This is a genomic window from Rhodococcus sp. Eu-32 (genome assembly GCF_003336925.1).
Classification (GTDB): Bacteria; Actinomycetota; Actinomycetes; order Mycobacteriales; family Mycobacteriaceae; genus Rhodococcoides; species Rhodococcoides kyotonensis_B.
The window spans coordinates 154,336-168,323 of the sequence record NZ_QGNK01000009.1; the positions used below are offsets into that span (position 1 = coordinate 154,336).

General features: G+C 63.8%; 11 protein-coding genes. 8 read left to right on the plus strand and 3 right to left on the minus strand.

Going from position 1 to position 13,988, the window contains the following annotated elements; all coding sequences use genetic code 11:
* Position 1: 1 nt before the first annotated feature.
* Positions 2-1,735 carry a PEP-utilizing enzyme gene (locus DK926_RS13275; protein ID WP_114330791.1) on the minus strand — a complete coding sequence of 578 codons (1,734 nt, stop codon included), beginning with the start codon at positions 1,733-1,735 and terminating at the stop codon, positions 2-4.
* Positions 1,736-2,000: 265 nt separating this feature from the next.
* On the opposite strand from DK926_RS13275, the gene DK926_RS13280 reads away from it, so the two are divergent.
* Positions 2,001-2,789: a 5'/3'-nucleotidase SurE gene (locus DK926_RS13280; protein WP_114330792.1), complete on the plus strand. Its 789-nt coding sequence runs from the start codon at positions 2,001-2,003 to the stop codon at positions 2,787-2,789.
* 52 nt (positions 2,790-2,841) lie between these two features.
* On the opposite strand, the gene DK926_RS13285 is transcribed toward DK926_RS13280, so the two are convergent.
* Both DK926_RS13285 and DK926_RS13290 read right to left on the minus strand, forming a co-directional pair.
* A complete protein-coding gene (locus tag DK926_RS13285) occupies positions 2,842-3,453 on the minus strand; it encodes a MarR family transcriptional regulator (protein WP_114330793.1) in 612 nt (203 codons plus the stop codon).
* Positions 3,450-4,949: an AMP-binding protein gene (locus DK926_RS13290; protein ID WP_114330794.1), complete on the minus strand. Its 1,500-nt coding sequence runs from the start codon at positions 4,947-4,949 to the stop codon at positions 3,450-3,452. The genes DK926_RS13285 and DK926_RS13290 overlap by 4 nt, the downstream gene beginning before the upstream one ends.
* A 146-nt stretch (positions 4,950-5,095) precedes the next feature.
* Here DK926_RS13290 and DK926_RS13295 point away from each other — a divergent pair, with 146 nt between their 5' ends.
* The 7 genes from DK926_RS13295 (at position 5,096) to DK926_RS13325 (ending at position 13,981) form a co-directional block, all read left to right on the plus strand.
* Positions 5,096-6,298, plus strand: a complete 1,203-nt coding sequence (locus DK926_RS13295; protein WP_114330795.1) for a cytochrome P450 — start codon at positions 5,096-5,098, stop codon at positions 6,296-6,298.
* Positions 6,291-7,688: an aldehyde dehydrogenase family protein gene (locus DK926_RS13300; protein WP_207890811.1), complete on the plus strand. Its 1,398-nt coding sequence runs from the start codon at positions 6,291-6,293 to the stop codon at positions 7,686-7,688. Before DK926_RS13295 ends, DK926_RS13300 begins: the two co-directional genes overlap by 8 nt.
* The gene (locus tag DK926_RS13305) at positions 7,685-8,473 is read left to right on the plus strand and encodes an SDR family oxidoreductase (protein ID WP_114330797.1); all 789 of its coding nucleotides are present in this window, start codon (positions 7,685-7,687) and stop codon (positions 8,471-8,473) included. The genes DK926_RS13300 and DK926_RS13305 overlap by 4 nt, the downstream gene beginning before the upstream one ends.
* On the plus strand, positions 8,470-9,930 hold the full coding sequence (locus DK926_RS13310; RefSeq protein ID WP_114330798.1) for a pyruvate, phosphate dikinase: 1,461 nt from the start codon (positions 8,470-8,472) through the stop codon (positions 9,928-9,930). Before DK926_RS13305 ends, DK926_RS13310 begins: the two co-directional genes overlap by 4 nt.
* A gap of 3 nt (positions 9,931-9,933) precedes the next feature.
* Positions 9,934-10,629: a TetR/AcrR family transcriptional regulator gene (locus DK926_RS13315; protein ID WP_114330799.1), complete on the plus strand. Its 696-nt coding sequence runs from the start codon at positions 9,934-9,936 to the stop codon at positions 10,627-10,629.
* The gene (locus DK926_RS13320; protein WP_114330800.1) at positions 10,626-11,645 is read left to right on the plus strand and encodes a ferredoxin--NADP reductase; all 1,020 of its coding nucleotides are present in this window, start codon (positions 10,626-10,628) and stop codon (positions 11,643-11,645) included. Before DK926_RS13315 ends, DK926_RS13320 begins: the two co-directional genes overlap by 4 nt.
* Before the next feature lie 68 nt (positions 11,646-11,713).
* Positions 11,714-13,981 (plus strand): excinuclease ABC subunit UvrA, encoded by a 2,268-nt coding sequence (locus tag DK926_RS13325; protein ID WP_114330801.1) that lies wholly within the window; start codon positions 11,714-11,716, stop codon positions 13,979-13,981.
* Positions 13,982-13,988: the final 7 nt, after the last annotated feature.

Consider the following 13,988-nt stretch of genomic DNA (forward strand, 5'->3'; position numbering starts at 1 on the left):
CCTAGAGAACCGTCACGGTTCCGGTCGTGCCGTCGACCTCGATCCGAGCGCCGTCGGGAATGCGAACGGTTGCGTCGGTTGCCGACACGATGCACGGGATACCGAGCTCGCGGCTGACGATTGCCGCGTGAGAGAACGGGGCACCGACGTCGACAACGACGGCCGCGGCGGTGACGAAGAGCGGGGTCCACGACGGATCGGTGATCGGCGCGACCAGAATGTCGCCGGCGTCGAGGGCCGACGGGTCGTCCGGCGAGGTCAGGACTCTGGCTCGGCCACGAGCAACGCCGGTGCAGCCGGAGACGCCGACGATCGAATCCCCCTGGTTCAAAGTGGGACTGCGCCGATCGGACCGCAGCGGCCATTCCTCGACGGGAGGTGCGGTTCCGTCGACCACGAACGGCGGCTGGCGGTCGAACAGATCCAGGTACGTCTTCTCACGGTCGGCAAGGGTGGCGGTGAGCGACGTCGGTTCGGCGAGATACGCATCGATCTCGTCCGCGAACAACATGAAGATGTGCTTTACCTCGCCCAGCGACCCGGACGCCACCCCGCGCTGACCGAGTTCCAATGCAGCCAAACGTATTTCGTGCATCAACATAGCCGCGGTCGTGCGGCCACGCTCGCGCCCTCGCATCCAGAGCGCTGCCGCGTTCAACACTGCCTCGAATTGCGCCGACGCTTCGGCATCGGCGGCCAGCGCCTCACGTACGACTGCCGATGCCGATTCACGCTGCGATGCACGCTCGGCCGTCTTGGCTTCGGGAGCCTCGGATTCGTCGACGTGACGCATGCGATCGATGGTGCCCAGAGCCAGAGCGGGGTTCACGCCCCACGTCGTAGCGCGGATCTCCCACTCGGCCGGGCCGCGGAAGTCCCAATCCGTCAGGAAATCTTCGAGTTCGCTGGTGAAGCCGACCACGTCGGGATCGTCGGAGGCGCCGAGTCGCTCGTACAGGCCCTCGACCCCGGCGTCGAACAACGCGGCGATCTGGGGCGCCTGCGCGAGACGGCCCAACTTCCACATCCTGATCGACGGCAAGGCAGAGTCGACGTTTCCGATGCCCGCGACCAAGGTGAGCGCCAGCTCTGGACGTCCGATCGCTTCCGTCAACTGCGCCATCGCACCGAGGCCGACGCCGGACTTCAGGCTGGCTTCGATGTGATGCTTGAAGAGTCGGCGGAGAGTGTTCTCGAAAGATCGCATACGCGCGAACAATTCGGAGTCCGAGAGCGCGGACAACTCCGGACGGTCCGCTCGAATCTGCTCGACTTCGACGCGATCGGCGTCATAGGCCGCGAGATCGGTGGCACCGAGCACCTGCTCCGCGAGCCACTGTCCGGCCTTGGCCTCGAACTCGGGATTCTCGTCGAAGTCGCGTCGTTCGCTCTCGTAGCTCGGAATGCCAGGCATGTCGCCGAAGTACTGCAGGTCGACGGCCTCGGCCGACATTCCCGGAACCCGGACGCCGAACAGGCGCATCAGCGACATGTTGATGTAGAGGTAACTGCCGAACGCCGGCAGGATGTTCATCGCGACGTTCTCGTCGTACAGGTCGGGCTCCCACACCCCGCAGGCCACGAACGCATCGCGCCATCCGGGTTCCAGACAGTGTTGAAATCCGACCGACGCGTTCAGTGGGCTTATGGGGTCCGGGAAAATCTCGCCGACGTTCGCCCGCGAGTACAGCGGGTAGATCTTGGATGTTGCGTCGTCGATCGGCCACTCGGCCATGTCGTACCTCTTTCGTTGAGAGGGCCGTCCGCGACAGGGATGCAAGGAGGCCATCGTCGAACCAGACGGTTAGCGAACTTCTGTTCACATTATTATGTGACTGCGATCACGGTGTCAAGCAAGACTTCTGAGTCAGGACGCCCGAGCTGACGCCCTCGGCCCGAGATTGCCTCGACTAGCTGGACAAAAGTGCGAACCTTGAGTCACTATCGGTGAGACGATGTCGGCACACCCACATCGGGGTGTGCGCGAAAGGGGTAGTGCGATGCGCATTTTGGTGACCAACGACGACGGAATCGATGCTCCCGGCCTTTCGGCCGTGGCGGCGGCCCTCGTCGCCTCAGGACACGACGTCGTAGTGGGGGCTCCGGCCTACGAAAGCAGTGGGAGCGGGACTTCGTTGGGAACGCTCGAACACGGCGCGATCATCCCCGTCGAGAATCGTCGACTTCCCGAGCTACCGCGCGTGGACGCGTTCGCATTCGACTGCCCACCCGCGTTCGCCGTACTCGCGTTCTGTGCAGGACAGTTCGGCCCCGCACCGGATCTCGTGGTCAGCGGAATCAACCCAGGCCACAACACCGGCCGATCGGTTCTGTTCTCCAGCACCGTAGGGGCCGTACTGACCGCTCGAATCGCAGGTATCGGCGGTGTCGCCATCAGCTGCGGGTTTCCGCCGTCACATCGTTTCGACACGGCAGCCGAGGTCACCACACGCATCGTTCGATGGATGGACGACCACGGTGCCCTCGGTCTGACACTGAACGTCAACGTGCCGGATCTGGACTTCGACCAGCTCGGAGGTGTACGCGTCAGCACCCTTGGGGCAAGAAGCCTGCTCGGCCTGCGAATGACGAGGGTGGACGGCGGCGTCGAGCTGCGTCGGTACGACAACATTGCCGGGTTGGGTACGGGAACCGACGCGGCGACCGTGCTCGCGGGAGCCGTCGCCGTCACCGCTCTGACGACGGTGGATTCCGACAGGTCCACCATCGCAGCAACATTGGCCGATGTCGGGGATGCGCTGAATCCCGCTGGGGCCGTTCGCATGTGACGGGAGGGCGCACCTCTCGCTGTGCGCCCTCCCGCCAGAACCCGCGGAGCAGCTACTCGTCGTGCTCGCCGCGAGCCCGCCCCGACACCAGGAGCAGATCTTGGTGCAGTTCCATCCAGATGTCGTGATAGCTGTCGTTCATGGGCCGCGCGAACGCGCCGCGGTCACCGCCGCGAATACGCTCCAACGCCGCAGTCAACCGTGGCCCGTACAGAGACATTCGCGAATCCTCCGCGCCCAACGGAACCAGTAACGCCGCGAGCTCATCGTGCACCAGGGCCAGGTCCTCGATGACGCCTGCGTCGTACTCCGGATCCGCATGATCGTTGGGCGTGACTTCGTCCCGCATCTGCCAAGCGCTGCAGATCTTCTTGAACCTTCTGTTCAAGGGAAGAAAAGCTTCGTAGAAGTCGTTCACGGCCGGCCCCGGCGTCATCAAGGCCAGCAAGTCCGCGTGCTTCTCCTTGCCCACGGGGGTCAGCATGCTTCCGCTCATCCGACCCTCGCGCCGCACGACGAGATGCTCGGCGACGAGCGGCTTCAACCTCGAATGCAGGTCTTCCGGCGACATTCCGACCATGGCAGCGAGGACCGGATCGGTTGCCAATCCTTTGACGCGGATCGAATGCAGAATCGAGAATGATTCCTGAGCAGTGGGTGTCATGACTGTCCTCCTGAGTGAGCGAATGCATCTTTCAGTGCGCGCTTGTTCAATTTTCCGGTAGGCAACCGAGGAAGGCACGAGGTGAACTCGACCTCCCGCGGAGCTTTGAAGTGCGCGAGGCGATCTCGACAGAACTCGATCAGCTCTGCTGCAGTGATCGACGGCTCCCGCAGTTCGACGACAGCCTTGACCCGCTCCCCGAATTCGGCGTCGGGCACCCCGAATACGGCAGCATCGAGTACGCCAGGATGCGCGATCAAAGTTTCTTCGATCTCGTCGGGATAGATGTTGACCCCACCCGAGATGATCATGTAGCCGGTCCGGCCGACGAGATAGAGGTAGCCGTCGTCGTCGAGGTAGCCGAGGTCACCCATCTGCTTCCATCCGTTGACGTCTCCCGCGTTCCTATAGCTCGGCGCCGCAGTGGATTCGAACCACACTGTTCCGACGGTCCTCGATGGAACCTCGGCGCCCTCGGCGTCGGTGATGTGGACGACTGTGGGCCCCAGCGGTTTACCGACCGACCCCGGGCGCAAACGCGCCTCCGACGGCGCGATGTAGGTGTGTCCGTATCCCTCCGAAGCACCGTAGTACTCGTGTAGAACGGGCCCCCACCACGAATCGATCCGCGTTTTGATGTCGACCGAACACGGCGCCCCCGAGGTGAAGGCAACCCGGTGTGCCGCGCCCGTGAACTGCTGCTTGTCCGCAACATTCAACAACCGCACGAGCATCGTCGGCACCCATTGAGAATGGGTCACTCGGTACGTGTCGATTGCGCGCAGGGCAGCCTCGGCATCGAACTTCTCCATGCACACGACGGTTCCGCCCACCGCGAGCGTGATCAGCTGGAAAGTGAACGGCGCCGCATGATAGTTCGGCGCCGGTGACAGGAGGACGGTGTCGGCGTCGATGCCGAGCTTGTCGACCAGACCCGCGTGTCGCGGCGGCGCATCCTCGGGATGGACTCCGAGCAAGGCTTGACGAAACGCCTTCGGCCGTCCCGTCGTTCCGCCGCTGAACAACACTCGCGCGCCCAGTAGTTCACCGTCGACCGGGTTGTCGGGCAGGCTCTTCACCGCCGTGGCGAGGTACTCGAACCCGGCCACACCGTCGTCGACACTCTGTAACAACGGGTCATGTCCGACGGATTCGGTGGCCTGACGCACGACAGACGCCAGCTTCGCGCTCGTGACGACTACTGCAGGCTCGCACTCGGCCACGAGTGCTGTCAGTTCCGATGGCTGCAGATGCCAGTTCACCGGGGTCACGTACAACCCGGTGCGCATTCCGGCGGCGACTACCACCGGCCACTCGATGTTGTTCTCCATCGCGATCACCACGGTATCGCCGCTGCCGACACCATGCTCGCGCCACCGATGGGCGAGCTGATTGGATCTGCGGTCCAGCTCGCCGTACGTCAGGGATGCGCCTGACTCCGCCATCACGTATGCGACGGCGTCCGGCCTGCTCCTGGCAATTTTCGGTGGGTACACCTGCAACCTCGTTTGCGAATTGTCGGTCACTAATGCCCATCAGCTAACCGCACGCCACATTTTTGCACAAGATGTGGTTCACACCACTCCAGTTGTATGGTTTAGTGAAACACGAGTCGCAAACCAGTTCTGCACGGGAGGACACGATGACGATTACGGATGACGTCGACCTGATGGACCTTCGTCCGTTCGCGGATGGATCCGATCACCGGGTGTTCGCGCATCTGCGCAATACGGATCCTCTGCACTGGAATCCCGAACAGAACGGTCCTGGCTTCTGGTCGGTCACGCGATACGACGACGTCAAGACCGTGGCATCGTCCTACGAAAGCTTCTCCGTCACAGACGGCACGCAGATTGCGAGCAGGCGCGCCGAGGGAGAGGGCGCCCGGAGCATCCATCACGTCGACCCGCCCGAGCACGGACCGTTACGCGGAATCGTCACCCCACACGTGCGACCGGTGAAGATCAAGTCGCTGGAGAAGGACGTCGCGGCCGTGATCGACTCGCTGCTCGACACCGCCGTCGATGCCGGGGAGGTCGATCTGGTCGCGACCATCACGTCGCAGCTGCCGCTGGTCATGATCGGACGTCTGCTGGGTGCACCCCTCGAGGATTGCCCGAATCTGTTGAAGTGGACCAATCAGATGGCCAGCGAGGACCCCGACTACTCGGAGGGGCCGGAGACCGCGGTGAAGGCGCGCGACGAGGTGTTCGGGTACTTCCGCGGCCTCGAGAAATTGCGACGGCAGTGCCCCGCGGACGATCTGATCAGCGTTCTCACCGCCGCAGAATTGGACGGAAAGCCCTTGGCGCGTGGATATCTGGATGCTTACTACCTCATCCTCATGGTCGCCGGAAACGAAACCACTCGAAACCTGTTGTCCGGTGGAGTTCAGTTGTTGCACGAACACCCCAAGTGGTGGCAGTACATGCGCGACAATCCGGCGAAGATCCGCGTCGTCGTCGAGGAGATGGTGCGAATGACCTCGCCGGTACTGTCGATGCGCCGCACCGCAACACGCGACATCGACATGCACGACAAGACCATCCGCAAGGGCGACAAGGTGGTCATGTGGTTCTGTTCCGCCAACCGCGACGAGCGAGTGTTCGACAACCCCGAAGAATTCCGCGGCGACCGTTTCCCCAACGAACACGTCGGGTTCGGCTGGGGTGCCCACGCGTGTCTCGGCGCCAATCTTGCACGACTCGAAGCGAAATTGTTCTTCACTCGGATCGTCGAACGCGGTCTTCGCATGGACGTCACAGGTGACGTCGATCGATTGCAGAGCAACTTCTTCCGAGGAATCAAGACCCTCCCCGTGACTGTGAACCGGGCCGATGCCTGAGCACGCGGTGTCGTTGGTCGGCGGAACTGCCACGCGGTCGGGTGCACCCATCGACGTGATCGACCCCTTCACCGGCACGTCGATCGGGTTCACCCACGAGTCCGGTTCCGAGACAGTCGATCTGGCCGTACAGTCCGCAGAGCACGCGTTTCACGACTGGTCACGCACAACGATCGAGGAGCGTGCGGCAGTGCTCGAACGAGCGGCCGACCTGCTCGACGAACACGCCGCCGACATCGCCGGCACCGTCACCCGAGAGATGGGCATGCCCATCCGGTTGTCCACGGTGACACAAGCGGAGCTGCCGGCGTCGGTGCTGCGCGCGACAGCCGCTATCGCACGTTCGTTCCCGTGGGTCGAGTCGATCGACGGTGCCCAGTTGCGCCGTCGCGCAAGCGGTGTCGTCGGTGCCATCACACCATGGAACATGCCTGTTCACCAGATCGTCGCCAAGGTATCGGCGGCGTTGGGTGCCGGCTGCACCGTCGTACTGAAGCCGTCCGAGGCCACACCGTTCGACGCGGTGAGCGTGGCGCAGATTTTTCTCGACGCCGGTCTCCCGCCGGGGGCATTCAGCGTCGTACAAGGAACAGGGCGTGTCACGGGTGCCGCCCTCGCCGGGCATCCACGCATCGCGCATGTGTCGTTCACCGGAAGTGTCGACGCCGGACGCACCGTCGCCGCTCTCGCGGCCGGCACGTTGGCACGCACGACGTTGGAACTCGGAGGGAAGTCACCTGCGGTTATCCTTCCTGACGCCGATTTCGATGCGGCTGTCCCCGGCGCCCTCGGAAATGCGTTGGTCAACTCCGGTCAGGCCTGCAACGCACCGACGCGGATGGTGATACCGGCCGAATCTGCTGCCGAGATCGAGCAGAGGATCGCCGAGATGTCGATCGTCCTCGGCGATCCGTCCGACCCGGCCACGACGCACGGTCCCCTTGCCTCCGAGAGACAGCTCGCCCGGGTGGTCGACTACGCCCAGTCCGCGATCGCCGACGGTGGACGCCTCGTGATCGGTACCGGCAAGCCGGAAGCCGGCTGTTTCATGGCTCCGACCGTCATCGCCGATCTGCCTCCGACCTCGCGTGCCGTGCGCGAGGAGATCTTCGGCCCGGTCGTCGTCCTGCAGACCTATCGCGACGTGGAAGAGGCCGTCGCCATCGCAAACGACAGCGACTACGGGTTGTCCGCCGAAGTCTGGGGCAGCCCGACCGAGGCCGAGGCTGTGGCGTCGAAACTACACGTGGGACAGGTGAAGTTGAACGGGGTGAAGACCAGGAGCCGGCCCGCTGTTCCGTTCGGCGGAGTGAAACTGTCCGGGTACGGCCGAGAACTCGGTGCGCTCGGTTTCGCGGAGTTCACCGACGTGACGGCGGTGATGGCATGACACTCGTCGTGACGGGCGCGGCGTCGGGCATCGGTTTGGCACTGGTTCGACGAGCACTGCGAGCCGGCTCGGACGTGTGGGCGGTGGACCGCAACCCCTGCCCGGAGCCGGGCGCGCGAACCGTACTGTGCGATCTCTCGAGTCCTGGCGATATTGCGTCGATCGAACTACCCGACGATATCGACATGCTCGCCAATGTCGCAGGGGTTCCTGGAACCGCGTCACCCGAACTCGTGCTGGCCGTCAACACACTCGGAATGCGTCTTCTGACGGCACGGTGCCTCGAAACCATGACTGCAGGCTCCCGGATCGTCAACGTCGCATCCGTGGCCGCACACCGGAACACACTCGCACTGCCCGACATCGCGACACTGCTCGAGGTGTCCGATCGAACCGAGCTCCGCGCATGGCTCGACACTCACTCTCTCGACGGCCCTGCAGCCTACGACACCTCCAAACGCGCGGTCCTGGAGTGGACGTCGTCCCTTGCCACCTACCTGATCCCCCGGAGCATCGGCGCCGTCTCGGTCAGCCCTGGCCCCACCCAAACTCCGATCCTCGCCGATTTCACGACGAGTATGGGGGCCGCCTCGATGGACAGGTCGGTGGCCGCCGTCGGTCGACACGGAACGGCGGACGAGGTCGCCGCCGTCGTCGAGTTCTTCCTGTCTCCCGCCGCGTCGTGGAGCAACGGCATCGACGTTCCTGTCGAAGGCGGACTGCTCGCGACACGCTCTGCACTGCTGCCCGATCCGCTGAACCTTTCGAAAGGACTCGTTCCATGAGCCTGCCGACCATCGTCGACCTGAACGGTACCGAGCCCGGCAGCCGCGAGCTGCTCGGCGGAAAGGCATACAGCGTCAACAAGATGCGTGCCCTCGGTCTCCCGGTACCGCCCGCATTTGCGCTGACCACTCCCCTCTGCGCTCGGTATTACGAGAACGGCGGCACCTTGACGGACGAGCTGTGGACCGAGGTGCTCGAACACCTCGCACGGCTCGAACACGAGACCGGCCGCAGGTTCGGCGTCGGACCGTTTCCGCTACTCGTCTCGGTTCGTTCGGGTGCAGCCCAGTCCATGCCGGGAATGATGGACACGGTGCTCAATCTCGGCCTCACCGAATCGCTGCGCGACGAACTGGCAACGGCGACAGGCGACGACGCCTGGGCACAGAACACGTGGAATCGGTTCTGCGAGAGCTACACCTCCGTCGTCGGGCCTGTGCCGTCAGATCCGTACGAGCAGCTGCGCGGTGCCATCGGTGCGGTGTTCGACTCGTGGAACAACGAGCGTGTAGCCGCTTATCGTGCCCGCCACGGCCTCGGCGCGGGAACCGGCACGGCAGTGACGGTGCAGGCCATGGTCTTCGGCAACCGCGACGCCGAATCGGGTACAGGCGTTCTGTTCAGCCGCAACCCGAGCTCGGGGGAGAACGCTTTGTTCGGCGAATGGCTCGCGCAAGCGCAGGGTGAGGACGTCGTGTCCGGTGAGCGCACCCCGTCGCCTCTTGCACACCTGAAGACGACGCTCCCGCACCATTATTCGGAGTTGGCGCGGATTGCCGAAGTACTCGAACTGGACCACCGGGACCTCGTCGATATCGAGTTCACGATCGAAGCCGACACGCTGTACGTGCTGCAGTGCCGAAAGGGCAAGCGTTCGGCTGCGGCTGCCGTGCAAGTCGCTGTCGACCTCGCACACGCCGGCGTGATCTCGAAATCCGAAGCGATCGAACGTGTCTCGGCCGAACAAATCCGATCGCTGGAAACCAGCGGCGGCGTCACTGCGGGCGCACCGGTTGTCGCCCAGGGCAATGGGGCGAGCCCCGGTATCGCCGCCGGAATCGCCGTCACCGACACCGACGAAGCTCAGAATCTGGCCGCGGAGGGGACCTCAGTGGTGTTGGTCCGTCCGTCGACCGCACCCGACGACGTTCCGGCCATGTTCGAATCCGTCGCCGTCGTCACCGAAGTGGGTGGTTCGACGTCGCACGCGGCGCTCGTCTGCCGAGAGATCGGTCTCCCCTGCGTCGTCGGTTGCGGGCCAGGCACCGTTGCTGCACTACAGGGTCGGACGATCACAGTCGACGGTGCGTCGGGGAAGATCTACGAGGGGAACGTCCTCCAAACAGGCCACCGCACACACGCGTCGCTCGCAGAGTTGCTGACCTGGCTGCCCGACCCTCTCCCGGCCGACCACCACTTGGCGTCGGTGACCCGTCGACCACTCGAAAGCGCCTGAGACATGACAGAGAATGCGGCCACCACCGGAATCGATGCCGAGTTCACGCGCGCCGGCCTGGTGGAAAACACCGTCACCTCACCGAAACGCGCGAATCGACGCGGCGAACAGACCCGCGACAAGATCGTCGCCGCCGCGACCGAATGCTTCACGGAGTACGGATACACGAGAACTCGAATCTCCGACATCACCCACCGAGCGGACACCGCCCAGGGCAATTTCTACCGGCATTTCGCCGGTTTGGACGACGTGTTCCTCGCCGCCCTGCGGCCGGCATTGGAGGAACTCTCGAACTCACGAGGTCGTCCCGATCGAGCGCACGGCGAGCTGGCGTCGCTCATCGAGGTCAACACGACGTATCTGCAAACCTATGCGCGCCACCGCCACATGCTGCGCCTGCTGCGCGAGGCGGCTGCCGCGAGCGCGAACGAGGGGTTTCAGCAACTGTGGCTGAACCTACGTTCGGACTACGTCGCGCGCACCCGACGATGGCTCGAACGACTGGCCGAGGCAGGAGTCGTCGAGGACCGCGATTTCGAACTCCTTGCCGAAACCCTCGGATGTATGACCGAGCAACTGGCCTATGTGCACATCGGCCTGCCCGCGAGCACACCGAAACGAGAACGCATAGACGAACTCGGCAAGATTCTGGGCGAGGTGTGGCACCAGTCCCTGCCACTCAAGGTGGCCGCACCATGACACTCGTCGAAACGCGACTACTCGGGGTCGATCTTGAAATCCGCGACGTCGTGCAGGAAACACAGGACGCCGTGTCGATCGTGTTCGACGCCGACCTCCCCTACAAGCCAGGACAATTCCTTACTCTTCGCATCCCGAGCGAGCAGACCGGATTCGTGGCGCGGTGCTATTCGTTGGCGAGCTCACCGGCGACCGGATCCACACTCGAGGTGACCGTCAAGCGCACCCGTGCCGGGTACGGCTCGAATTGGTTGTGCGACAACGCGAAGGCAGGGATGACGTTACGCGTGCTTCCGCCTAGCGGAACCTTCACCCCGGACTCGTTCGATCACGACCTCGTCCTGTTCGCTGGAGGAAGCGGCATCACACCCATCATGTCGATACTGCGCACTGCCCTCGCGACGTCGGACGCACACGTCGCAGTGTTCTACGCCAACCGGGACCGTGAATCCGTCATCTTCGACCACGAACTCGAGCGTCTCGAGTCGCGGCACCCGGATCGTTTGCGGGTCGAGCACTGGCTCGAGAGCGACCGCGGGATCCCCTCCCCCGCAGGTTTACTCGACTTCGCGTCATCGACGACCGATCGGCACGCGTTCATCTGCGGCCCCGGCCCATTCATGTCCGCCGTGGAAGATGTTCTGCAAGAGTTGGGCGTCCCGAATGGGAACGTGCACGTCGAAAGGTTCGCCTCACTGTCCGGCGACCCGTTCACCCTTGCCATCGATACTCCGCAGACCGAGAGTTCGTCCACGGTGTCGGTGGAATTGGACGGCGAACAGCACACGCTGGCCTGGCCCAGCGAATCGACGTTGATCGACGTCCTGATCACGGCAGGCGTCGATGCCCCGTACTCCTGCCGTGAGGGTGAATGCGGGTCGTGCGCGTGCATCCTGCGGCGGGGAACGGTAGACCCGGGCACCAATTCTGCGCTCACGCCGGAAGATGTGGACGACGGCTACATCCTGGCCTGTCAGGCCAAGCCGACCAGCCCGAACCTGGAGGTGGAGTTCTAGCCAACGACATTTCGTACACCGTACGGTACGATGCGTCGGCACAGTCCGGCGAAAGGTGAGCATCGTCCATGACCATGACCGAAGCCCTGTCCACGATCATTGTCCGAGGCGCACGGGAGAACAATCTCCACGACGTCGATCTCGATCTACCCAAGCACTCGTTGATCGTCTTCGCCGGAGTGTCCGGCTCCGGTAAGTCCTCGCTCGTGTTCGACACGATCGCCGCCGAAGCGCAACGTCAGATCAACTCGACGTTCACCGCGTTCGCGCAGACATTCCTACCGTCGTACGGTAGGCCGGACGCCGACCTCATCGCCAATCTGTCCGCCGTCGTCATCGTCGACCAGAAGCGTTTGTTCGGTGGCCCACGCTCGACCGTCGGCACCATCACCGACATCGGCGACTGGCTTCGCATGCTGTGGTCGCGCGGGGTGCAACCGTCGATCGGATACGCCAACGCCTTCTCCTTCAACGACCCGGCGGGCATGTGCCCCGAATGCGAAGGACTCGGCGAGGCCAAGGTGATCGATCTCGCCGAGCTGGTCGACGAATCGAAATCGTTGCGCGAGGGGCCGTTCAAGCACCCGGACTTCGAGCCCGGCAAGTGGCCGTACCGCGTGTTCGCCGACTCCGGATTCTTCGACCTCGACGTTCCGATCGAGCAGTATTCGGCACGAGAACGACACCTGTTCTTCGACGCCCAGCCAGGCGAGGTGACGGTTCCGAATCCCGACGCCGTCATGAAGAGTTACGAAGGCATCATCTCTCGCTTCCGGCGCAGCTACCTGTCGAAGGATGCCGATGCACTCAAGGGCAAGGCCAAAGCCGCCTTCGAACGCATCGTCACACGTGGAATCTGCGACGCGTGCGGCGGCACCCGCTACAACGACACCATTCGCGGTGCGACGCTGGAAGGACTGTCGCTTCCCGACGCGTTCGCCATGCAGGTGTCCGACCTCGCCGAACGTCTCGACGGCTGGAGCTTGAAGGGTCTCGACGGCCCTCGGCAGGAAATCGTGCTGCAGCTTCGTCGTCTTGTCGACCTCGGTCTCGGCTACCTCAGCCTCGACCGCGCGACGTCGTCGCTGTCCGGCGGTGAATCGCAGCGCATCAAGATGGTGCGTCACCTCGGCTCGACGCTCAACGACATGCTGTACGTGTTCGACGAACCCACCACAGGCCTTCACCCGCGCGACGTCCACCGCCTGAACGACATGCTGCTCGCGTTGCGGGACAAGGGAAACACGGTCCTGGTCGTCGAACACGATCCCGAAGTGATGGCCATCGCCGACCGAATCGTCGAAATCGGCCCGGGCGCAGGCAAAGCAGGCGGAACCGTCGTCTTCGAGGGAACGTACGACGAGCTGCGGTCCGCCGACACCCGGACCGGAACCGCCCTGCGACGAGAAGGCGCGACGACGCAGCCTCCGCGCACCGCAACGAGTTTCGTGTCCATCGCGAACGCGACGACACACAACCTTCGCGACGTCAGCGTCGACATTCCACTCGGGGTCCTGACTGCAGTCACCGGCGTGGCCGGATCGGGTAAGTCGAGTCTGATTCACGGACACCTGCGTTCGGTCGCGGAGGATGCCGTCATCATCGACCAAGCACCCATCCGCGGCTCCCGTCGTTCCTCCCCCGCCACCTACACCGGCCTGCTCGATCCGATCCGCGCATACTTCGCGAAGAAGACCGGCCAGCCCGCGTCGTTGTTCTCCCCCAACTCCGACGGCGCGTGCCCCGATTGCCAGGGCAGCGGCATCATCTTCACCGATCTCGGGTTCACCGATCCCGTGACGAGCATGTGTGAAACGTGTCAGGGCAGGCGATTTCGATCGGGCGCGATCAAGCACACCGTCGACGGCGTGAGCATCGCAGACATCTTCGAGATGTCCGTCGAGGATGCGCAGGACTTCTTCGAGGTCAAGAAGATACGCGACATTCTGCATCGCTGCTCCGACGTCGGACTCGGGTATCTGTCTCTCGGACAGAACCTTTCGTCCCTGTCGGGTGGCGAGCGTCAGCGACTCAAGCTCGCGACGGAGTTGGTGGGCTCGTCGCCGATCCTCGTTCTCGACGAACCCACGACCGGACTGCACCCGTCGGACGTATCGAAGTTGATCGCATTGCTGTCCGGGATGGTCGACGAGGGTCGCACCGTCATCGTGATCGAACACAACCTCGACGTCGTCGCGGCTGCGGACTGGGTGATCGACCTCGGGCCCGACGGCGGACACAACGGTGGCGAGATCGTGTTCACCGGTACGGTCGACGCGCTGGTGAAGTCCGATACACACACCGGCGTCTATTTGGCGAAGAGTCTGGGCCGCTAGCTTACCT